The 20,970-nt window shown below is 52.4% G+C and carries 19 protein-coding genes and 1 tRNA gene; 15 read left to right on the top strand and 5 right to left on the bottom strand.

The window, feature by feature from the left end:
• The first annotated feature begins 79 nt into the window (after nucleotides 1-79).
• From THS27_RS08710 to thpR, 5 genes are all read left to right on the top strand, one after another.
• A complete protein-coding gene (locus THS27_RS08710; protein WP_085589927.1) occupies nucleotides 80-781 on the top strand; it encodes a J domain-containing protein in 702 nt (233 codons plus the stop codon).
• Nucleotides 782-1,014: 233 nt separating this feature from the next.
• A complete protein-coding gene (locus THS27_RS08705) occupies nucleotides 1,015-2,169 on the top strand; it encodes an FIST C-terminal domain-containing protein (protein WP_246832898.1) in 1,155 nt (384 codons plus the stop codon).
• A 125-nt stretch (nucleotides 2,170-2,294) separates the two neighbouring features.
• Nucleotides 2,295-3,335: an NADP(H)-dependent aldo-keto reductase gene (locus tag THS27_RS08700; RefSeq protein ID WP_085589925.1), complete on the top strand. Its 1,041-nt coding sequence runs from the start codon at nucleotides 2,295-2,297 to the stop codon at nucleotides 3,333-3,335.
• Between the two features lie 89 nt (nucleotides 3,336-3,424).
• Nucleotides 3,425-4,312 (top strand): pirin family protein, encoded by an 888-nt coding sequence (locus THS27_RS08695; protein ID WP_085589924.1) that lies wholly within the window; start codon nucleotides 3,425-3,427, stop codon nucleotides 4,310-4,312.
• 232 nt (nucleotides 4,313-4,544) lie between these two features.
• Nucleotides 4,545-5,180 (top strand): RNA 2',3'-cyclic phosphodiesterase, encoded by a 636-nt coding sequence (thpR, locus tag THS27_RS08690; RefSeq protein ID WP_085589923.1) that lies wholly within the window; start codon nucleotides 4,545-4,547, stop codon nucleotides 5,178-5,180.
• Nucleotides 5,181-5,258: 78 nt separating this feature from the next.
• Here thpR and THS27_RS08685 read toward each other — a convergent pair whose 3' ends face one another.
• The 4 genes from THS27_RS08685 to THS27_RS08665 form a co-directional block, all read right to left on the bottom strand.
• Nucleotides 5,259-5,864, bottom strand: a complete 606-nt coding sequence (locus THS27_RS08685) for a type 1 glutamine amidotransferase domain-containing protein (RefSeq protein WP_371455323.1) — start codon at nucleotides 5,862-5,864, stop codon at nucleotides 5,259-5,261.
• A 103-nt stretch (nucleotides 5,865-5,967) separates the two neighbouring features.
• Nucleotides 5,968-6,606 (bottom strand): PQQ-binding-like beta-propeller repeat protein, encoded by a 639-nt coding sequence (locus THS27_RS08680; protein ID WP_085589922.1) that lies wholly within the window; start codon nucleotides 6,604-6,606, stop codon nucleotides 5,968-5,970.
• A 42-nt stretch (nucleotides 6,607-6,648) separates the two neighbouring features.
• Nucleotides 6,649-7,872: a helix-turn-helix domain-containing protein gene (locus THS27_RS08675; RefSeq protein ID WP_085589921.1), complete on the bottom strand. Its 1,224-nt coding sequence runs from the start codon at nucleotides 7,870-7,872 to the stop codon at nucleotides 6,649-6,651.
• 430 nt (nucleotides 7,873-8,302) lie between these two features.
• Nucleotides 8,303-8,392 (bottom strand) — tRNA-Ser (locus THS27_RS08665).
• A 322-nt stretch (nucleotides 8,393-8,714) separates the two neighbouring features.
• Between THS27_RS08665 and THS27_RS08660 the strand changes: the two genes are divergently transcribed.
• The 3 genes from THS27_RS08660 (at nucleotide 8,715) to THS27_RS08650 (ending at nucleotide 11,624) form a co-directional block, all read left to right on the top strand.
• Nucleotides 8,715-9,020, top strand: a complete 306-nt coding sequence (locus THS27_RS08660) for a hypothetical protein (RefSeq protein WP_085589919.1) — start codon at nucleotides 8,715-8,717, stop codon at nucleotides 9,018-9,020.
• A 101-nt stretch (nucleotides 9,021-9,121) separates the two neighbouring features.
• A complete protein-coding gene (locus THS27_RS08655; RefSeq protein ID WP_085589917.1) occupies nucleotides 9,122-10,117 on the top strand; it encodes an NADPH:quinone oxidoreductase family protein in 996 nt (331 codons plus the stop codon).
• A gap of 208 nt (nucleotides 10,118-10,325) precedes the next feature.
• On the top strand, nucleotides 10,326-11,624 hold the full coding sequence (locus THS27_RS08650; RefSeq protein WP_085589915.1) for a bifunctional 2-polyprenyl-6-hydroxyphenol methylase/3-demethylubiquinol 3-O-methyltransferase UbiG: 1,299 nt from the start codon (nucleotides 10,326-10,328) through the stop codon (nucleotides 11,622-11,624).
• Nucleotides 11,625-11,935: 311 nt separating this feature from the next.
• On the opposite strand, the gene THS27_RS08645 is transcribed toward THS27_RS08650, so the two are convergent.
• A complete protein-coding gene (locus THS27_RS08645) occupies nucleotides 11,936-12,151 on the bottom strand; it encodes a DUF1127 domain-containing protein (RefSeq protein WP_085589913.1) in 216 nt (71 codons plus the stop codon).
• A gap of 151 nt (nucleotides 12,152-12,302) precedes the next feature.
• Here THS27_RS08645 and THS27_RS08640 point away from each other — a divergent pair, with 151 nt between their 5' ends.
• The 7 genes from THS27_RS08640 (at nucleotide 12,303) to THS27_RS08610 (ending at nucleotide 20,660) form a co-directional block, all read left to right on the top strand.
• Complete coding sequence (locus tag THS27_RS08640; protein ID WP_085589911.1) at nucleotides 12,303-13,220, top strand: LysR substrate-binding domain-containing protein; 918 nt, start codon at nucleotides 12,303-12,305, stop codon at nucleotides 13,218-13,220.
• A gap of 114 nt (nucleotides 13,221-13,334) precedes the next feature.
• Nucleotides 13,335-15,272, top strand: a complete 1,938-nt coding sequence (locus THS27_RS08635) for an extracellular solute-binding protein (RefSeq protein ID WP_246832897.1) — start codon at nucleotides 13,335-13,337, stop codon at nucleotides 15,270-15,272.
• 3 nt (nucleotides 15,273-15,275) lie between these two features.
• Nucleotides 15,276-16,379: a microcin C ABC transporter permease YejB gene (locus tag THS27_RS08630; RefSeq protein ID WP_085589909.1), complete on the top strand. Its 1,104-nt coding sequence runs from the start codon at nucleotides 15,276-15,278 to the stop codon at nucleotides 16,377-16,379.
• A 3-nt stretch (nucleotides 16,380-16,382) separates the two neighbouring features.
• Nucleotides 16,383-17,417, top strand: coding sequence for an ABC transporter permease (locus tag THS27_RS08625; protein ID WP_085589907.1), 1,035 nt, complete (start codon nucleotides 16,383-16,385; stop codon nucleotides 17,415-17,417).
• Between the two features lie 9 nt (nucleotides 17,418-17,426).
• Entirely contained in the window at nucleotides 17,427-19,061 is a 1,635-nt protein-coding gene (locus THS27_RS08620) for an ABC transporter ATP-binding protein (RefSeq protein WP_085589905.1), read from the top strand.
• A 42-nt stretch (nucleotides 19,062-19,103) separates the two neighbouring features.
• The gene (locus THS27_RS08615; protein WP_085589903.1) at nucleotides 19,104-19,769 is read left to right on the top strand and encodes a hypothetical protein; all 666 of its coding nucleotides are present in this window, start codon (nucleotides 19,104-19,106) and stop codon (nucleotides 19,767-19,769) included.
• Between the two features lie 222 nt (nucleotides 19,770-19,991).
• On the top strand, nucleotides 19,992-20,660 hold the full coding sequence (locus tag THS27_RS08610) for a LysE family translocator (protein ID WP_085589901.1): 669 nt from the start codon (nucleotides 19,992-19,994) through the stop codon (nucleotides 20,658-20,660).
• Nucleotides 20,661-20,970 lie beyond the last annotated feature (310 nt).

The raw sequence follows: 20,970 nt of genomic DNA, 5'->3' as shown, positions 1-20,970 counted from the left end.
CGATTATCGAAGTTGAAGGCGGGCTGTTTTTCCATTCCGGTCGCACTTTATCAAAGCCATTTTCGTTACAAGGGGCTTCATGGCGTCGCCAACTGTAAAGCAGTCCTATACCATTCCCTGTGCCAGTGTTTTTCGCGATGCCGTGCTTGATCTTGCTGCACGACGCGAAGTGAATGCCGCCGATCTGGCACGTTCTGTCATGCTGATTGTGCCGCAAGACGTTATTGACGGCTATGTTGACCCTGGCGACCCGCCCGCAGGGGACCGTGAAACCATCGTGCTTAAATCCGGCCCTGCCGAAGGACGCCCGTGGCGCCGCAAACCGCGCCTGCAATTGCGGTTGCCGTCGGGTTATTCGGTTATCACGGTGCGCAAGGCCCTGAAAATGGCCCTGGATTTTGAAGGGGGAGATGTCCGCATCCGGGTGGACCGTCCTGATGTGTTGGCCGCCGAGCGCCGGGCGTTACAGGAAGTTGCCGATCTTAAAAAACGTATCATGCAACCCCCTGCAGAACTGACGCAATCGCGCGAGGAGGTCGAACGGTTGCGCCAGATAGTCCATAATCTGGCGTTTGATCCGCTGGACCGCGGGGTTAGTACCTATAACGATGCGTTGCATGTCATGGGTTTTGCGCCGGGGGCCCGGCCCGATTTGCGGGCCATTCGGACCAAATACCGGGTGCTGGCCGCCATTCACCACCCCGATAGCAATTATGGTTCGCATCAGCGGATGACACAGTTAAATGCGGCGATGGAACTGTTGCGGCGCCATGTCGGTTAATCCGGGGTTTTGCGGCACATATATATTAAGGCACTGTTATAATGTGTCGCGCTGGTGTTTTGACAGGTCTGTGTTTGCCCCCTTGTGATCAACCTGCTGGAATGGTTAGATCAAACGGTCAAAACAACTTGTTTGGCGGGGAACGCGATGGGGCGCATATTGGCAATGGATATGAACAATAATCCTGTTTCGCATATGGTCGCCTGGGTGTTTGCGCCAATTAACGGGGAAATATGATGACAGCGGAATTTATTGCGGCCCACGCCAGCGGTGAACACTGGGCAGCAATTTCGTCGGAACTGGCTGAAAAACTCGAACGTCAGGGACCGATTGCCGGTGGACTGGCGTTTTTATATGTTTCCGAGCCGATAGCCGGCGATATGGCCAGTATGTTGACATTTCTGCGGTCCCGTCTTGGGGTTGAGTGCTGGGTCGGGACATCGGGGGTTGGCGTTTGTGGGCCGGGGCGGGCCTATTTCGGGGTGCCTGCGGCATCGGTCATGATTGCCCCGTTGCACGAAGACAGTTTTCATGTGTTTGATCCCATTTGCACCGATGACGATATTGATGATGATGCCCTTCAGGATGCCATCACCCGGCTGGAACCATTATTCGGCCTGATCCATGCTGACCCTGGTGTGCCCGAAGCCCTGAAACTTTTGCCCGAATTGGCCCGTACCGGGTCAACCTATCTGGTGGGGGGTGTTGCGTCGGGTAATGACAAGGGGGCGGCGCAAATTGCCAACAAGGTAACCCGTGGGGGGCTTTCCGGGGTTTTGTTTGCCAATGACACCGTGGTGCAGGTTGGCTTAAGCCAGGCTTGTTCGCCAATTGGCCCTGTGCACCGGGTTACCGAGGGGCGGGGCGGCATTATATCACTTTTGGATGACAAGCCAGCCTATCAGGTATTTTGTGACGAAATGGCTGCCGATGAAAACGGCCTGTCGTTGGCGTCGGGGGGAGGCACCGGTGCGCAATTGGGTACCGGGCGCTATCACATTGCCTTTATGGTGCCCGGTACTGATACCGGTGATTTTGTCGTACGTAATTTGATGGGCATTGACCCGCAAAACAATCTGATAGCCGTAAATGACGACGCCCGGCCCGGCGATGCTGTGCGCTTTGTTCGCCGTGACAGTGTAACAGCCGAACAGGATTTGCGCCGAATGCTGGCCGATTTGCAGCGTCGCCTGCCTGGCCGGCCGCGTGGCGCGCTTTATTGCAGCTGTGTCGCCCGTGGGCCGCATTTGTTTGGCACCGAAAACCGCGAAATGATGATCATTCAGGAAGAACTGGGGGATTTGCCCCTGACCGGTTTTTACGGAAATGGTGAAATATGTAACGACCGTTTTTACGCTTATACGGGTGTTTTAACCCTGTTCATGTAATATCGTGATGAAATTTCACGAAAAAAGGCTCACAGCGGTTTCATTGTCGCCAAGGCAGGATATATTCATCCTATTTCCAAAATGAAACAGTCCGCAAACAGGGCTGTAAAAAGGGGACTTTTAGGATGGAATATCGCCGTTTAGGGCGTACTGACATCGATGTCAGTGTTATCTGCCTTGGAACCATGACCTGGGGACAGCAAAACACCCAGGACGAAGCCTTTGAACAGCTGGATTATGCCACCAGCAACGAGATCAATTTCATCGATACCGCCGAAATGTATCCGGTTCCGGCGATGGAAGATACCTTCACCCGCACTGAAACCATCATTGGCAACTGGCTGGAAAAACGCGGCAAGCGCGATGATCTGGTGATTGCTACCAAAATTGTTGGTCCGGCGGAGCGTTTTCCCTATGTGCGGGGTGGCCCGCGCCTGACCCGTGACCAGATTTTTACCGCCATTGATGGTTCGCTATCGCGCCTGAAAACCGATTATGTCGATTTGTATCAGCTGCACTGGCCGGATCGTAATTCCAACTTCTTTGGCAAGCTGGGGTACGAGCATGACACGAACGAGGAATTCACGCCCATAGAGGAAACCCTTTCCGCCCTTGATGAACTGGTCAAGGCGGGCAAGGTGCGCCATATCGGCCTGTCGAACGAAACCCCCTGGGGCCTGATGAAGTTTCTGGAACTGGCCGAGAAAAAAGGCTGGCCCCGGGTTGCTTCGGTGCAGAACCCGTATGGTTTGTTGAATCGTACCTATGAAGTGGGTTTGGCTGAATGCTCGATCCGTGAAGATGCCGGTCTTTTGGCCTATTCACCGCTGGGCGGTGGGGCACTTTCGGGTAAATATCTGAATGGTGCGCGCCCGGAAGGGGCACGGACAACCCTGTGGCCGCAATATTTTGGCCGCTATCTTAAGGAAAATGGCATCAAGGCCACCGAAGCCTATGTCAAACTTGCAAAAGATAACGGGCTGGACCCGGCACAAATGGCACTGGCCTATGTGAATTCACGCTCGTTCCTGACGGCAAACATCATTGGTGCCACATCGATGGAACAGCTGAAATCCAATATCGGATCCGCCGATATCACCCTGTCGGACGATGTTCTGGCCGAAATCGAAAACATCCAGACCCAGTGGCCCAATCCCTGCCCGTAAGCAGGCTTTGGGTTAAGGTTTGGTGTATATTTATGATGCCGGGGGGCGTTGGTGCCACCCGGTAACGCCGATATAAAAGGAGGCGTCGTATGGTAGTGATCGTTTCAGGCAAGGAAACCGACCTGGAAGGAATGTCCGTGCGGCGCCTTTTGCCGCATCGCGATGTGCGTTCGGTTGGTCCGTTTGTATTTTTTGACCATATGGGACCGGTCAGTTTTGACGCCGGTTCGGGCATTGATGTGCCGCCCCATCCCCATATTGGCCTGGCAACGGTGACCTATCTGTTTGACGGGGCGATTTTGCACCACGACAGTCTGGGAAATCATCTTGAAATTACCCCGGGTGATTTAAACTGGATGACAGCCGGCCGTGGTATTGTGCATTCAGAACGTGAAACATCGGATTTGCGTCATTCCGACCATAATTTGCACGGTTTGCAATTATGGGTCGCCTTGCCCGAGGCAGACGAGAACTGCCCGCCTGATTTTACCCATGTCCGAAAAGATGATTTACCGGTCATTCATGAATCCGGCCTGCATATGCGCCTGATCGCGGGCGAAGCCTTTGGTCTGACGGCCCCGGTGCCGGTGAAATCAAAGCTGTTTTACCTTGATGTGCATATGGATGGCGGGGCGCAATTGTTACTGCCCGGTGAAAACCAGCAGGCAGCCTTATATGTTATTGACGGGGCATTGCGGGTGGATGGTGTGCGCTATGAAGCCTTTAGCTTCATTTACGTCGCACCCGAGGAAATCCCCGATATTGTTGCTGAAAACCATTGTCGGGTGATGTTGCTGGGTGGTTTGCCGTTGGGGCATCGCCATATCTGGTGGAACTTTGTTGCCACCAGCAAGGATAAAATTGAACAGGCCAAAGCGGACTGGCGCGAGGGCCGTTTTGCCCCGGTGCCGGGTGAAGATGACCTGGTGCCGATGCCCGGCACATCTCAAAAAGTTACACCCCCGCCCGCGTCGTAATATGCATGTGAAATTTTGTTGATGACATTTCGTTAACATGTCCCGTCTTCGGCGGGCGAATTTGCGTAAGCCCATGCCCGTTACGGTATTGTCCATTTCATCACGTTCCGATGAGGCGGTTTTATGACGTTTGAATATTATATCTGGTTAAGGCTTATGCCCTGAACGGCCCGGTAAGTATGACTTTACCGGGCACCCGCCTGATGATCCCATCTGCAATGCGAGACTGAAAATGCGCCTGTTTGTCGGTATTCCCATCCCGGTCGATATCGCCGAAAATCTGTATCCTGTTGCCCGTGCCATTCGCGGGCTGGAGGCCCAAACCCCCGAAAATATGCACCTGACCCTTAAATTCATTGGCACAGTTCATGACCGTGTTACAGCTGTCAGTATTGATGATGCGCTGCTTCAGACCCGCTTTACACCGTTTGATTTGCAAATTGCCGGGTTGGGGATGTTTGGAACAGACCGCAAGGCACGCATTTTGTGGGCAGCAGTACAGGCGCAACCGTTATTAAACCAGCTTGCCCATCGGGTGGAATCCGCCCTGTTTCGGTGTGATGATATTTCCGGCCAGCTTGATCGGCGTAAGTTCACCCCGCATATCACATTGGGCCGTAACCGTTCTGCCAGCCGGGCCGTAATAGGGCAGGCGGTGGCCGATCACGCCGACTTGGTCAGCCGGTCTTTTCAGGTGGACCGGTTTTGCCTGTATCAGTCGATTTCAACAGGCGATGGTCCGGTTTATCAGGTTGTGGCGGAATATGACGGCGTCGGTATCGACCAACCTGCAGCACGGGAAACCCCCGCTTTTTGCGATGATGAGGCATTTGCCGATATTGATTTTACCGCAGGACCCAAACGCTAACAAAAACCCCCGACCGTGCAAAATGCACAAGATCGGGGGTTTAAATACGTTTACAGGCTTACTTTTGCCTGACGCTGGTTAGGCTGCCCGGCGACTATGTTTGCCTTCGCTAACTTCCTCGACAATCTTGCTGACAAACGCATCAAGATCATTGGGGTTGCGCGAGGTAATAATCGCCTGATCGCAAACCACTTCCTTGTCCTGCCATGTCGCACCGGCATTTAGCATGTCGGTTTTGATCGATGGATAGGACGTTGCCTTGCGATTGCGCAGGGCATCTGCCTCGACCAGCAACCACGGGCCATGGCAAACTGCGGCCACCGGTTTGCCTGATGCGACAAATTCACGTACCAGCGACACAGCGCCTTCGTCATTGCGTAACAGGTCGGGGTTAATTTGCCCGCCGGGAATAACCAGTGCGTCGTAATCCTTGATATCAACGTCTTTGACCTCAAGGTCGACATCAACACTGTCGCCCCAGTCGCCTTTGTCCCAGCTTTTAATGCTACCACTTTTCAAGGAGGCGATTTTTACATCGGCCCCATGGGTGGATAGTTTGTCGCGGGGAACCCTTAGTTCAGAGCGTTCATAGCCGTCTGTCGCAAGGATCAGGATTTTTGCGGTATCGATAGCAGGTATAACGTCTCTCCTTTCATTTGATGTTCGAGCGTTATGTCCCCTCAACGATATGGCGGCTAAAACGTTCCTGATTTTTTCAGAAAAAGGTTCACTTTTTTAGTTTAAATATTTGAAATAAAATATTTTTATTTTATTTCTTGTGCTTTGATCAGGTGTTTTTGCGCACCACACGCACCGTGCCGCTATTGCCGCCGCCACAGAAGAAACGGTCTTTTCCATCAAACTCCATCCCCGATACCCCCATACCATCCGGCATGTCGATCCGGGCAAGGACGGTACCGTCAGTGGCGTCGATATGGCGGATATCACTTTGTTCATTTTCCCAGGTGCCGTGCCAAAGTTCGTCCTCGACCCAGGTGATACCGGTGACAAAGCGATCTGATGTAATGGTACGGAGAATTTCACCGGTTTCCGGGTTGATTTTGTGTATTTTGCGATCACGATATTGCCCAACCCATAGTGAACCCTCCGCCCAGGCCATACCTGAAACCGCCCCGTTGCCGGGGCCAGGGGCTGGGATGGTTGCTAAAACCGCGCCGGTTTCCGGGTCGATCTTGTTAATACGGTTATCGGCAATCTGATAGAAATAGGTGCCATCAAAGGCGGTTCCTGCATCGGCCTCGGCCGCAAGAGTTTTGGTTTTGGTGCCGTCTTCGGGGGTAATCGCGATCAGTTCTGCTCCGGCGGCAAACCAGATTTTTTGCCCGTCATATGTTACCCCGTGAACAGTGCTGACCCCGTCAAACGGGCCAAGTTCTGCAATAATCTCTGCTGCTGCGCGTTTCATGTTCTGTTTCCTTATGGTCTGGATGTTATCGGTGCTTCCAGTTTAGGTGCCCGGCAGCGGACCAGGGAGTAACAAGGTTGTCGTGAAACCGGGAAAGGGCGGGGTCATCCAGCGTTTGGCGCGTCCTTTGCCATAAAACAGGATTTTATCTTTGGCTGCCAGGTCGTCCAGTGCCCTTTGTATCGTGCGTTGGCTACATCCCAGTGCCATGGATAATGCGGAACTTGACCAGGCTTCGCCGTCGGCCAGCAATGCCAGAAGCGGCGCGTGGCGGTCTTCAACCGGTGGGGCAAGAACGACGATTTTTCGGTTTTTGTCGCATGGGTGCAGTGCAAACCCGGTTTTGGTGGCACGAATGGCAGCAATTTTACTTATTTTTGCCCGCAATCGTCCAATTTCGACGCGTAACCGTGCGCGATGGGAATCATCCATATGCCGGGCATTAAAGGCCGTTTGTAAAAGCACCTCGCGGGAAACATCATCGGGCCAGGCTTCGGCCAGCTTACGTAATAATGAAAACAGCACGGGGCGTGATGTCAGCAGCATCGCATTACCATCCTGTCGCAGAACATACCGGCAGGCATCAATCAATATGTTCTTTGACATAATGATTGATGCCACGTCATCTGGCAAAACAGGATGTTCCTTGCCGCTCTCGATCAGGCGGGCAGCAGGTGTATTCAGGATATGCTGTGCTTTTTCGACCTCGGCGATCATCATGGGGACATTCATGCTATCGGCAATTCGGGCGGCATGATCCAAAGCTGCGCGGGCCGTTTTTATGTCAAGACGCCGGGTGGCAATGCCGGCAATTGCCAGTTCGTGTGCGGCCCGCAACAAGCCAGGCAGTTTTTCTATTTTTATTGCACCTAGTAAACTTTCAGCCTGATCGATATGCCCCGATAGCAACAGGCGATGCGCTTCGATATGGCGGGCATGGGCGCCATTGGCGGCATCGTTCATTGCTTCAAGGGTTCTGCGGGCGGCTTCCAGTTTTTTGTCATTGCGGTTAAGGTCGCGTGAAACAAGGGCAATTTCTGCTTCGGCAACCACACATCGCGCGGCGGCAAGCGGCTCGTTGCTGCCAAAGGTGCGGGCTGCTGTTTTTAACAGGTTTCGGGCGCGTTCAAAATCACCCAGTCGGGCCATGGCAATGCCCCTTAAAGCCAGTGCCGGTGGGTCATCACGTAATGAAACGCGCCCCAGTGCGCCCAAGGGATCCCCTGATGCCAAGGCGCGTGCGGCGGCAGTGATTACTGAATCCATTTAAATCGCGTCATGTTTGCCGCTCCTGACGGGAGAATTCCATGTTTATGGTTTTCCCAATGATCGCCAATTTCCGGTCTTGTGACCATGCCGGATAAATCGGTCGTTCCGCAAAGGATGCAAAGAAATCACGCTGAAAACCAGCATAAATGCCATTTTCGACCCGGCAGAAAATATCGTGCCCCGTATGGCTTTGCCTGGCGGATGGCAGGCACACATAAGGATACGTTGGAACGCGAACAGGCTTCGTTTCAGGAGTAAAAATTGTTTTAGGGCGGCGTGTTTGGCATAACTGCGCAACCGGGCATGGCCGGGGGGTGAACCATGCGAGCCAGCCGGAAAATCATGCACAGGCAGATCCAGCGAACCTTACGGTTTCGCAGGGTTGTTCCTGGCAGGATACAAAAATAATAAGGGAATTTAGGGGTGGTGGCAGAGAGAAGGGGATTCGAACCCCTGAGGGGCTTGCACCCCAACACGCTTTCCAGGCGTGCGCCTTAAACCACTCGGCCATCTCTCCACATGCGATCTGTATATATCGCGAAAGCGGGCGGACATTAGCCGACAGCATCGGGGATGACAAGGCCAAATTCAGCGCAGCGGGACGATTTTTGATTACCGGCCATTTATGAACCCGGAAGGGCGAAAAAACAGAACGATATGGGTAATTGCTAACACTTTTGATCTAACATGTACTCTGCAATCAAATGTTTGCCGTAATTTTATGCATTATGGGACGTTCGGTTATGTAGTGCCCCTTTACGGCAGGTGTCTAAAACCGTTACGGTGTCGGCAATTATATCGAAACCGAAAAGTTTGAAGCCGAAAAGGCGGAGAAGAGTATGTGGTTTTTCAGGGTGCTGGGCTGGCTGTTTTTATTTGCCTGTCTGGCTGTACTGGTGGGCGATGGGGTTAGCGCGCTGCAAACAGGAACCATTCGGTTCGTTGCAGGGGGCGAGCTATGGTATCGGCTGGATGCAGGAAGCCTGAATTTACTGCAAGCCCTGATCGAGCGTTATGTCTCGAGCTGGCTTTGGGACAAGGTTTTTGTTCCCGGCTTGCTATTACCTGCGTTTTTGCTGTTGCTTGTGCCTGGGGTGCTGCTGAGTTTTCTGGCACGGCGCAAACGTAAACCAAAGTTTTTCTGATCATAAATTGTGGTTCGTGTGGCACATTGCGGCTGACTGGCTTTTTATAAGCTGCTTTCATCGGAAACCGGTTTGACGGGATCAATCTGCGGAGAACAGTAATGCGGGCCATGATGTGCGAAAAGTTTGGTGTGGCCCCGGTGATGCGCACGGTGGATGACCCGCAGGCCGGTCCGGGCCAGGTGGTGATTGACATATACGCCTGCGGGGTCAATTTCGCCGATACCCTGATCATTGCAGGAAAATATCAGCAACAGCCTGACATTCCGTTTATTCCCGGTTTTGAAATTGCCGGGGTTGTTGCTTCGGTGGGCGAAGGTGTTGATTCCACTGTCATTGGGCAACGGGTGATGGCAATGGTCGCCAGTGGCGGTTTTGCCGAAAAAATTGCCCTTGATGCCGGGCGGATTATTCCCATTCCTGATGGTGTGGCCTTCACCGATGCTGCGGCATTTCAAATCACCTATGGGACATCGTGGTTTGCATTGAAGTATCGCGCTAATGTACGCGCAGGCGAGGTTGTGCTGGTGCATGGTGCCGCCGGCGGAGTGGGTGTGACGGCGGTTGAATGCGCCAAGGTTTTGGGTGCGAATGTGATTGCGACAGCAGGCGGCCCTGAAAAATGCGAGATCGCCCGTCAGCATGGTGCCGATTTTGTCATTGATTATAAAACCGAAAACATAACCGACACTGTGAAGGACATTTGCCAGCGGCACGGATGGAAGGCCGGGGTAAATGTGGTTTATGATCCTGTTGGTGGCGATGTGTTTAATCAGTCCTTGCGATGTGTGGCACCCGGCGCACGTTTGCTGGTCATTGGGTTTGCCAGTGGCGATGTTCCGCAAATTCCGGCCAATATCCTGCTGGTGAAAAACATTGCGGTGCTGGGGTTTTATTTTGGGGCCTATCTGGACCAAAACCCCGAAATTGCCCGCGATGGTATGTCGGAGCTGCTCCATAATCTGGCGGTTGGTCATATAACACCATCGGTTTCGCGGCAATTTGCCCTGGATGATGTATCACAGGCCTTTAGTGCCTTGCGTGACCGCAGTGCGACAAGCAAAATGGTTGTTCTGTGTCGCGAAGATGCTCAATAACACCACGTTATGTCGCTGTTTTTTTAATAGCAGGGCTGGCATCGGGTTACATTGGCTTGCCATTGGCGCAAAAACCATGAATTTTAAAGGCTTGGCCGCGACAAATGCGGATGCCCCGTGTGATCGGTATGATGTTTTCTGATTTGGGGCGTTCCGGCATATCGTTGGCCGCGCAACCCGATGGCATTTTTCAGACGAAAGCATCCCTATGAGCCGGTCGAAACCCAGCAAAAAAAATGCCAGCCGTACCCGTGACCAATATGAAACATTCCCATATCCCGCGCGCCAGGCAGAGGACGAGGACAAGCGCCTGATTGCCGGGTCACCCGGGGATTGGGGCGAGGTTGTTCATTATATTTTTGGCGGGCGCGACCCCGGGAAAAATGGCGCACCTTTGCGTATTCTGGTGGCAGGAGGTGGCACTGGCGATGCGGTGGTGATGCTGGCCCAACAGGCGCAGGATCGCGGTGCAAATGCCGAAATCATCTATATTGACCTGTCTGCCGCATCGCGCCAGATCGCCGAAAGCCGGGTTAATCGGAGGGGTTTGAAAAACGTAACCTTTGTGACCGGGTCGTTTGTTGACCTTGCGGGACAATATGGTCCCTATGACTACATTGATTGCTGCGGGGTATTACATCATTTGCCTGACCCGGATGCCGGGTTGCGCGCCCTGACCGAAAGCTTGAAGCCGGGGGGCGGCATGGGCCTGATGGTTTACGCCACCCTTGGCCGTACCGGCGTTTATCATATGCAGGAAATGATGCAGCGCCTGTCGGCCGAGGCGGCAGGACGCGCCCGGCTTGATGTCGGCAAGTCATTGTTCGAGGGGTTACCGCCAACCAACTGGTTAAAACGCAACCCGTTTGTGAATGATCATATTCAGGGCGGTGATGCCGGGTTTTATGATTTGTTGTTGCACCAGCAAGATCGGGCCTATCGTGTTGACGAAGTTTATGATTTTGTCGAACAGGCGGGTTTGCGACTGCAAAGTTTTGTTGAACCGTTGCGTTATGATCCGGTGATTTACACCACCAGCGCCCCTGTTCGCGCAAAGCTGGCCGGGCTTTCTTCGCGTGAACGGTGCGCCATGGCCGAATTGCTGGCTGGCAATATTACCAAGCATATTTTTTATGTCGTCAAAGCAAATAATAAAACACGTCCGGTTGAAATTTCAGGACGCGAGAAAACAGGAAAAATGCTGGTTCAGGGGCAGGATTTGTCGGTGATGGTGCCGTATCTGGGCCGAATAGATGGCGCGAAACTGGCGGCATCCGTAGCCAAAAATGCGCAGATCAAAATCAATTTTAACGGTTTTTCACTGACACGTGCGCTTCCCCCGGCCAGTGCTGCCATTTTGTCGCGGGTGAACGGGCACCGCAGTTTGGAAGATATTCGCCAGTCGTTTAAGCCGTTACCCGAAATTGAACCATTTTATGCGCAGGTGGCGGCCTTGTTTGCGGTATTGTCAGCAGCAAACCTGATGTTTTTGTATCATCCGGCCTGATTGAAATGTGCAAAAGGGCGCGTGCGGCCTGCTTTGCCCGAGATGCGAAAAAGGGGTGGTTTTGGGCAAAAGAAAAGCCGGGCATCTTGCGATGACCGGCCAGGTTAGCTGCGTTTCAATGACGAACCCGCGGCTGTGTATGGGAGAATGCACGAAGAAGGGCATCAAGAACTTGCAGGGGGAATGAAAGGCGCCCCTGCAAGCTGAAAAATCGGGGAGACATAATGAATTTCCGGGTTTGGCAGTTTAACAGGCCGGAATGCGACCCGGCCCGGTCGGCAGCAAAAGATTTTGCCGCTATGGCTGGTCGATCAGACCTGCCAGAAAGGTTTTTTGGCTTCGATCCGTGCGTCGTAAACATCCCAGCCAATGTCGCGCAGCAAATGGGCGTCCATGTCGGCAAGGCGGTTGCGCAGGGTAAAGCGTGCGGCCCATTGGCGCGGCAGGGCAAGCAAACGATCAAGAATGTCGTTGTTGCCAGCACGGGGGGCGGTGAATGCGGCAGTGTTCTTGGTGATCGCGACCATAATTGTATTCCTTCAATTTGCTGGCGGCTCTCTCAAGGGATGCGGCCATGAATTTCGTTTCGTTAAACCCAGAGTTACGCCGTTTTTTGCTTGCTCTCAAACCATATTTTAGCATCATTGCATGAGGTAAACTCATGCAAGAAAGGCCGCTATGAAACGTCGTCCCTTGCCGTTGAATGCTTTGCGTGCTTTTGAGGTCGCAGGCCGACTTGAAAGTTTTACCAAGGCTTCACAAGAACTTAACGTTACTCAGGGCGCGGTCAGCCGCCAGGTTCAGCATTTGGAGGATGTTCTGGGGCGACGTCTTTTTGAGCGCCATCACAGGCGATTAAAACTCACTAGGCCGGGCCGAATTTTGTTAATGTCGTTGACCGAGGCGTTTGATGCGATTGAATCTGCGGTCGGACGAATCGAGGATCGGCCCGATGATACCCAGTTGCGGGTGCTGGCACCGTTAACCTTTGCCATGCGCTGGATTGTGCCGCGGCTGGGCCGGTTTCAGTCGGAATATCCCGATTTGCAGGTGCAACTGGGCACCTTTAATGACGACAGCCTGCCGGTTGATTTTTCCGAAACCGACATTGCCATCCGCTTTGCCGATACCCCGGGTGACCAGCTGGTGCATGAATTTTTAACCGGTGAACGGTTGTTGCCGGTGTGTCATCCCAGCCTGGTGGCACAATTGTCGCAGCCCGAGGATTTGGCAAAGGTGCCATTACTGCATTGTTCGGCCCAGCGTGAAGACTGGCGTATATGGCTGAATGGTACGGGTATAAAAGGGGTGGATGCCGACAGGGGACCGGTTTTTGCCACCCTTGATATGGCAATGGAGGCTGCCGCCAGCGGTTTTGGTGTGGTTATTTCCGATCCGGCAATGATTGGCGAATATGTGGTGACGAACCGTTTGACTGTACCGTTTGATTTGCCGGTCGATAGCCCCTATGCCTATTCGCTGTGCTATCCGGATGGAAGACTGGAGCGGCGCAAGGTTCGCGCCTTTCGCGATTGGTTGATGAGTGAAATTACACTTGAAACCACAAGGCGCAAAACAGTTCAAAAACAGGTGTAATGCTTTATGATGCCTTGAAATTGAACCATTTTGTTCCCCATTATGAACAAGCAGATAAAGGGCATATTTGCCTTGCATCACCAACCGCGATCATTGGAAAAAACGGTTATTTTGATGGATATCAGTACAGGTGAGGTGGTTCGGTTGGGTTTTGTGCGGTGTAAAAAGCATATGATCAGGGCATGGATTGCGGGATGTGTGGTGCTGGCATGGCCCGTTATTAGCCCGGCTGAGGAAGCCAAACCCAATATCACCCCTGCGCCGACCGTTGCCGTGAGCGAAGAACCCCTTGCCAGTCTGGCGCGGCCTGAATATGCGATATCGCTGTATGGCGATTTAAAATACGGGCCGGGTTTTACCCATTTTGACTATGTTAACCCCGATGCGCCCAAGGGCGGGACCTTGCTGGATAGTTGGACCGGATCGTTTGATTCGCTGAACCCTTATATTTTAAAGGGCGATCCGGCGATCGGGCTTGGGTTGATGTATGATACCTTAATGGTGAGTAGTGATGACGAGCCTTTTTCCGAATACGGGTTGGTCGCGCAAAAGATTGAAGTTCCCGAAGACCGATCTTATGCGACATTTTTCATCAACCCCAAGGCTCGCTTTCAGGACAACATCCCGATCACGGCCGATGATGTGATTTTCTCGTTCAATGCACTGATTGAAAAAGGAAATCCGCTGTATCGGCAATATTATGCCTCGGTTGACCATCTTGAAAAACTGGATGATCTGACGGTCAAGTTTGTATTCAAGCCCGGCGATAATCTGGAATTGCCGTTGATTTTGGGTCAGGTCCCGGTATTACCGGCCCACTACTGGAAAGACCGGGATTTTACCAAAACTACCTTTGAAATTCCGGTTGGCAGTGGCCCCTATAAAATCAGGGATTTCGAGCCGGGCCGTCATATTACCTATGAGCGGGTCAAAAATTATTGGGCCAAAGACCTGCCTTCGGTCAAGGGCATGTATAATTTTGATACCATTCGCTACGATTATTACCGCGATCTTGATGTTGAACGTCAGGCGTTTTTTGCCGGTGAATATTATTATCGCGGTGAACATTCATCGCGTGAATGGTCGACCGGGTATGACAAACCCCCGGTGCGCAATGGCGATATCAAAAAGGAACTGATCCCCAATCACCAACCCCGCGGAATGCAGGGTTTTGTTATGAATACACGCCGTCCGATTTTTGCCGACCATCGGGTGCGTCGGGCCTTGCAATATGCGATGGACTTTCAGTGGTTGAACCGGGCCATGTTTTATGGCGCGTATCAGCGCACAGACAGCTATTTTTCTAATTCTGAACTAGCATCCTCAGGCCTGCCCAAAGGCGAGGAACTGGAAGTTCTGAACAGGTTCCGGGATCAATTGCCATCGGATCTTTTTACCAAGCCCTATAGTCTGCCAGATTATGATCAGGAAAATGGTCGCCGAAAGGCCCTGCGTGAATCCATGACATTGTTAAACGATGCCGGGTGGATTTTGCGAGACCGGAAACTGGTGAATGAAAAAACAGGCGAATTGTTTCATTTTAACTTGCTATTACGCCAGCCGGGATTTGAGAAAATAGCCCTGATGATGCAGGCGCGTTTGCGCCAGTTGGGTATTGAAATGGACTTCCGCCTGGTCGATACCGGTCAATGGATTAACCGGATACAGGCGCACGATTTTGATATGACCACGTTCTGGTGGCAGCAAACCTTGTCGCCGGGTAATGAACAGCGCGACTTTTGGTCCTCTGCTGCGGCCGACCAGCCAGGCAGCCGTAACTTTGCCGGTATCAAGGACCCTGTGGTCGATCAGATTATTGATCTGGTGATATCTGCCGACAGCCGCGATAGCCTGGTGCAACGTACCCGGGCACTGGACCGTGTGTTGTTATGGGGGGATTATACCATTCCGCAATGGTATCAACCCGCGGACCGTTTGGCATATTGGAATATTTTTGGTCGGCCATCGGTGGTGCCAACCAAAGGCAATTCAATGATGACATGGTGGATTGACCCGGAAAAATCAAAAAAACTGGGCAAGGGGGGATATTAAGCCATGCTGAATTATATTCTGCGTCGCATTCTTTTGATCCCGGTGACCCTGTTTGGCATCATGGTGTTGAACTTTGCCATTGTTCAATTCGCGCCCGGTGGCCCGGTGGAACAGATGGTCGCCCAGCTTCAAGGTGCCAGTGTCTCGACCACGGCACGCATTTCAAACAATGGTGCCGATACTGGCGGTGGTGCCCAAAGTGGCAATAATTTTTCAAGCGATTCCAATTACCGGGGCGCGCAAGGCCTGGACCCTGAAGTGATCACCCAGCTTGAAAAGCAGTTTGGGTTTGATAAACCGGCCTATGAACGGTTCTGGATGATGATGAAAAATTATCTGACCTTCGATTTTGGCCAAAGCTATTTTCAGGACCGCGATGTTGTCGATATCGTGATCGACAAGCTACCTGTGTCGATCTCTCTGGGGTTGTGGTCCACGCTGATCATTTATCTGATTTCGGTGCCTCTGGGCGTTGCCAAGGCCGTGCGCGATGGCAGTAACTTTGATGTCTGGACTTCGGTTGCCATTATTACCGGCTATGCCATTCCCGGTTTTCTGTTCGCTGTGTTGCTGATTGTGTTGTTCGCAGGGGGGACATATCTGGATATTTTTCCATTGCGCGGTCTGACGTCAGCTGGGTGGGATGACATGTCGCTTCTTGGTAAAATAGGTGATTATTTCTGGCATTTGACCTTGCCCATTATCGCGCTAACCATTGGGGGTTTTACCACCCTGACCATGCTGACCAAAAATTCGTTTCTCGATGAAATCAACAAACAATATGTGGTGACGGCCAAGGCCAAGGGTCTAAGCGAAAAACGGGTTTTATACGGGCATGTGTTTCGTAATGCGATGTTGTTGGTTATTGCCGGTTTCCCCAGCGCGCTGATTGGCTTGCTGTTTACCGGATCGGTTCTGATCGAGGTGATTTTCTCGCTCGACGGGGTGGGGCTTTTGGGGTTTGAATCCGTCATGAAGCGCGATTACCCGGTAATGTTCGCCACCCTTTACATGTTTACGCTGGCAGGGCTGATTTTGAACCTGATCAGCGATCTGACATACCATTTCGTCGATCCGCGTATCGACTTTGATGCGCGGAAGGATTGAGACATGGCAAATCCATTGCACCTTTCCCCGCTAAACCAGCGTCGTATCGAAAGTTTTTGTGCCAATCGGCGCGGCTATTGGTCATTGATGATTTTTGCCGTGCTGTTTGTGATTTGCCTGTTGGCCGACGGGCTGGCCAATGACCGGCCCCTGATCGTCAAATATGATGGCAACTGGTACTTTCCCATTGTCGAGGATTACCCTGAAACCACCTTTGGTGGCGATTTTGATGTCGCGACCGATTTTTACGATCCCTATTTGCGTGGAAAAATTCAGAATAACGGTTTTGCCGTTTGGCCGATTATTCCGTTTTCCTATGACACTATTGATTTCAACATGCGCGAACCGTTACCCGCAGCCCCATCCTCCCGGCACTGGCTGGGAACCGACGATCTGGGCCGGGATGTATTGGCGCGGCTGATATACGGGTTTCGCATTTCGGTTTTATTTGGCATGGCCCTGACCCTGATCAGTTCGGTCATCGGTATCGCGGCAGGGGCGGTGCAGGGATATTTTGGGGGCTGGGTTGATCTGACATTTCAGCGTGTGATTGAAATCTGGGGCGGGCTGCCGCAACTTTTTATCCTGATTATTCTCGCCAGCCTGTTCGCACCGGGTTTCTGGACGCTTTTGTTTATCATGGTGCTGTTTAACTGGATGAGCCTGACCGGCCTTGTCCGTGCCGAATTTTTACGCGCACGGAATTTTGAATATGTCCGGGCGGCCAAGGCGTTGGGTGTGGGTGATTTTCGCATTATGACACGTCATGTGTTGCCCAATGCGATGGTGGCAACCATTACGTTTTTACCCTTTGTGTTAAATGGTTCTATCGTTGCCCTTACATCGCTGGATTTTCTTGGCCTGGGTATGCCACCGGGTTCACCGTCGCTTGGTGAATTGCTTTCGCAGGGCAAAAACAACCTACAGGCACCGTGGCTGGGCATTACCGCCTTTTTTGCGATCGCCATCATGCTGAGTTTGCTGATTTTTATTGGTGAAGCCGTGCGTGATGCCTTTGATCCGCGCAAGACATTCTAGGGGAATTTGATGTCAGAACAGGGCAAAGCCGAATATCTTTTGGATGTCAGCAATCTCGCGGTGCGCTTTGGCAGTGTCGATGCGGTGCGCGGTGTTTCTTTTCGCATGCAGCGCGGTGAAACGCTGGCTCTGGTGGGTGAAAGCGGGTCGGGAAAATCGGTAACGGCAATGTCGATTTTGCAATTGCTGCCTTATCCGCGTGCCATGCATCCTGCAGGGTCTATTCTGTTTGACGGGCAGGAAATGGTCGGTGCGCCCGAACGCACCTTGCGCCAAATTCGCGGTAACCGCATTTCGATGATTTTTCAGGAGCCAATGACCTCGCTTAACCCGCTCCATAATGTGGAAAAGCAGATCGGCGAGGTGTTGTTGCTGCATAAAGGCCTGCGCGGGGCCAAGGCCCGTGAACGTATTCTTGAGCTTCTGGATCTTGTCGGTATTCCCGATCCGAAATCGCGACTGCGATCGTTGCCGCATGAACTTTCGGGCGGGCAACGCCAGCGCGTGATGATTGCGATGGCGCTGGCCAATGACCCGGAACTGCTTATCGCTGATGAACCGACGACCGCGCTGGATGTGACCATTCAGGCGCAAATATTGCAGTTATTGCGTGATTTGCAAAACCGGCTTGGAATGGCTTTGTTGCTGATTACCCATGACTTGCAAATCGTTAAGAAAATGGCCGATCAGGTTTGTGTCATGAAAGACGGCGAGATTGTAGAATTTGGCGATAACACGCGCCTGTTTGAACAACCCCGTCATCCCTACACACGGCGTTTGCTGGATGCCGTACCCTCGGGGCAGGCGCGGCCTTTGCCCGATAACGCGCAGGAATTATTGCAAACCGGCGATATTCACGTGCGGTTTCCAATTGGTAAAAAAGGCATTCTTGGTCGCCCGGAATATTACCTTGATGCGGTGGATGGTGTGTCGGTATCTGTTCGGCAGGGTGAAACACTGGGTATTGTTGGTGAAAGTGGGTCGGGTAAAACCACATTGGCCCTGGCAATATTGCGCCTGTTGCATTCCAAGGGGGATATCCGGTTTGACGGGCAGGATGTTCGTGCCCGCGAGGGGGCACAATTGCGCGCCTTGCGCCGTGATATGCAGGTGGTGTTTCAGGACCCGTTCGGTTCGCTCAGTCCGCGTATGTCTGTGGCCCAAATTGTTGGCGAAGGGCTGGAAATTCACCAGCCGGAACTTGGCCGTGCCGAACGCGAAGACCGTATTGCCCAGGCTTTGCTAGAGGTTGATTTACCCGAGAGTGCGTTGCACCGTTATCCGCACGAATTTTCCGGGGGGCAGCGCCAGCGTATTTCGATTGCACGGGCTTTAGTCTTAAAACCTCGCTTTATGGTCCTTGACGAACCGACCTCGGCACTCGATATGTCGGTACAGGCGCAAATTGTTGAATTGCTGCGCGATTTGCAAATGCGTCATAACATGGCGTATCTGTTTATCAGTCACGATCTGAAAGTGGTTCGCGCCCTTTCGCATCGGGTGATGGTGATGAAAAGCGGGAAACTGGTTGAAAGTGGTGCCGCCGATCAGATTTTTGATCATCCGCAACATGTTTATACCAAACAGCTTCTGGCCGCCGCGCTTGACATAGATGCCCCTGATGGGCGAGTTGATGCGCTATAGCATACAAAGAAGCATATAAAACGTGATAGTAGGTTGGAAATAATGGGTAAAACCCGGAAGACAGCACAGCGGAAAACTGTGCCGCTGGCAGCCCGTATTTGTATATTTTTCGGCATAGCCGTTTTTGCCCTGACGGCATTTTCCATTTCAAATGCATATGCCTCTTCGGGCGAAGGCAAGGAGGCTGCGGCAGAAGGTGAATCTGCTGGTGTGGCCTTGCCAGCCAATGTATTCGAACTTGAAAAAGTTGTGACATCTATTGTCTTGCCGCGTCAGGGCATGATCCGCCAGATCGCGGCAGATGTCTGGCTTGAGCTGTCCTCTGTCGAACATCGTGCCATTGTAACGCGTATTCAGCCCAAATTGTTGAACGCTTTTTTGCGCGATATTCAACGTTATTTTTATCGCGACACCCAGTATCGCGCCGAAAAGGTTGCCAAGGGCAAGCGTGGCTATCATTACGAAGCGCCGTCACTGCTTTTGCCGCCGAAACCAAAACTGGATGAAGACGGTAACGAAATTCACGAGGAACCTGCCGAAGGCGAGGCTGAAAAACCGCTTTTTTCCCCGTTTAAACCAACGCCGGACCCGATCATTGTGGGCCTGCAACGGCGTTTGCTGGCAACCTGTAACAAGGTGCTGGGCCCCGATATTGTGAAGTCGGTGCAGGTGCGCGGTCTGTTTGATCAATGGCCCAATGAACGATAGGAATGCGGGTATCCACCCGTCATTCCGGTAACAAGCAGTAACGCACGCTGATTAAACCTGGTTGATGCTCCCGTTATTACAACGGATGTTCTGTTAAACCCGGCCGGTCGGTCGGGCTGGCAGGGTCAATTTCCTTGGCATGGTTGGTTTGCCCGGATTGCGCTTGTTCGTGCGATTGGCTGTGATACACCCCGCAATTATTGCCAGGTATCGGGGTGTTAAATGTCGTTGCATATATGGATCAGTTTTTGCGCGCTGGTGGTATTGATGGTGTCAACGCCAGGTCCAAGTGTGCTGATTGGTATGTCGCATTCCATGCGGTACGGTCCTGTGCCAACCTTGGTAACCGCATTGGGCGATGTTACCGCCAATATGATTCAGATGGTGATTGCAGCAGTTGGTCTTGGGGCCATTCTGGCAACATCGGCGACAGCATTTTATACGGTCAAATGGGTTGGCGTGGCGTTTTTGCTGGCAATGGGGCTGGCGGCGTTTTTTCGCAAGCCCGCCGGAAAAGGCATTAAAAACGATATCGTAATAAAAAATATAACAGGCCGTGAACCTGCGCGTCCGCTTAAAATGTTCGGTCAGGGGTTTTTGGTTGCGGCCGGTAACCCAAAGGCGATTGCTTTTTTTGGCGCTTTGTTTCCCCAGTTTATTGATGCAACACAGCCTTTGCTGCCTCAGCTTTTGATTTTGGGGGGAACCTTTGTTGTTTTTGATTACACTGCCGTAATGGTTTACGCGGCGGCGGCATCGCGCATTACGCCTTGGGTAACCCGCCATGGTGGTCACCGTGCCATTGGCCGTTTTAGCGGCGGTGTGCTGATCGTTGCGGCAATGTTGCTTTCCCTGATTGATATGCCAGGCAGCTTTGCCGGTGAGAAATAATCAGGTGCGGGGGAGCATCTGCCGATTGACCCTGCCTTTTATTAAGTGATGTCTCGGCCGATGCCCTGACCCCGGTTCCATCTTTTTTGGTAATTTCATATCTGCCATCTGTGGGCAGAAGCCTTAAACGGGCTTGGCAATGTATAATGCATTGGGGGACCGTAACGCTGCATCGCAACGTGTTTGACGGTATTGCATTTGCGCGAATGCCAATTGGCCCGGGCAAGATGATAACATGTTGAGTGATACCCTGTTTCAGGGCAAGGGACGTGTTCAGGTTATTTGGCTGTGCTAGGCTCAGGACTCATTA

The organism is Thalassospira sp. MCCC 1A01428, from assembly GCF_002115825.1.
Lineage (GTDB): Bacteria > Pseudomonadota > Alphaproteobacteria > Rhodospirillales > Thalassospiraceae > Thalassospira.
The sequence above is the reverse complement of the archived record's forward strand: the minus strand, read 5'-3'. Positions and strand labels throughout refer to the sequence as shown.

Excerpts from the sequence above, each read along its gene's own strand:
- THS27_RS08650 (WP_085589915.1), top strand. The coding sequence starts at position 10,326 with ATGAGCCGGTCGAAACCCAGCAAAAAAAATGCCAGCCGTACCCGTGAC.
- thpR (WP_085589923.1), top strand. The coding sequence starts at position 4,545 with ATGCGCCTGTTTGTCGGTATTCCCATCCCGGTCGATATCGCCGAAAAT.
- THS27_RS08610 (WP_085589901.1), top strand. The coding sequence starts at position 19,992 with ATGTCGTTGCATATATGGATCAGTTTTTGCGCGCTGGTGGTATTGATG.
- THS27_RS08620 (WP_085589905.1), top strand. The coding sequence starts at position 17,427 with ATGTCAGAACAGGGCAAAGCCGAATATCTTTTGGATGTCAGCAATCTC.
- THS27_RS08710 (WP_085589927.1), top strand. The coding sequence starts at position 80 with ATGGCGTCGCCAACTGTAAAGCAGTCCTATACCATTCCCTGTGCCAGT.
- THS27_RS08680 (WP_085589922.1), bottom strand. The coding sequence starts at position 6,606 with ATGAAACGCGCAGCAGCAGAGATTATTGCAGAACTTGGCCCGTTTGAC.
- THS27_RS08645 (WP_085589913.1), bottom strand. The coding sequence starts at position 12,151 with ATGGTCGCGATCACCAAGAACACTGCCGCATTCACCGCCCCCCGTGCT.
- THS27_RS08625 (WP_085589907.1), top strand. The coding sequence starts at position 16,383 with ATGGCAAATCCATTGCACCTTTCCCCGCTAAACCAGCGTCGTATCGAA.
- THS27_RS08700 (WP_085589925.1), top strand. The coding sequence starts at position 2,295 with ATGGAATATCGCCGTTTAGGGCGTACTGACATCGATGTCAGTGTTATC.
- THS27_RS08640 (WP_085589911.1), top strand. The coding sequence starts at position 12,303 with ATGAAACGTCGTCCCTTGCCGTTGAATGCTTTGCGTGCTTTTGAGGTC.
- THS27_RS08705 (WP_246832898.1), top strand. The coding sequence starts at position 1,015 with ATGATGACAGCGGAATTTATTGCGGCCCACGCCAGCGGTGAACACTGG.
- THS27_RS08675 (WP_085589921.1), bottom strand. The coding sequence starts at position 7,872 with ATGGATTCAGTAATCACTGCCGCCGCACGCGCCTTGGCATCAGGGGAT.
- THS27_RS08635 (WP_246832897.1), top strand. The coding sequence starts at position 13,335 with ATGGATATCAGTACAGGTGAGGTGGTTCGGTTGGGTTTTGTGCGGTGT.
- THS27_RS08660 (WP_085589919.1), top strand. The coding sequence starts at position 8,715 with ATGTGGTTTTTCAGGGTGCTGGGCTGGCTGTTTTTATTTGCCTGTCTG.
- THS27_RS08695 (WP_085589924.1), top strand. The coding sequence starts at position 3,425 with ATGGTAGTGATCGTTTCAGGCAAGGAAACCGACCTGGAAGGAATGTCC.
- THS27_RS08615 (WP_085589903.1), top strand. The coding sequence starts at position 19,104 with ATGGGTAAAACCCGGAAGACAGCACAGCGGAAAACTGTGCCGCTGGCA.
- THS27_RS08630 (WP_085589909.1), top strand. The coding sequence starts at position 15,276 with ATGCTGAATTATATTCTGCGTCGCATTCTTTTGATCCCGGTGACCCTG.
- THS27_RS08655 (WP_085589917.1), top strand. The coding sequence starts at position 9,122 with ATGCGGGCCATGATGTGCGAAAAGTTTGGTGTGGCCCCGGTGATGCGC.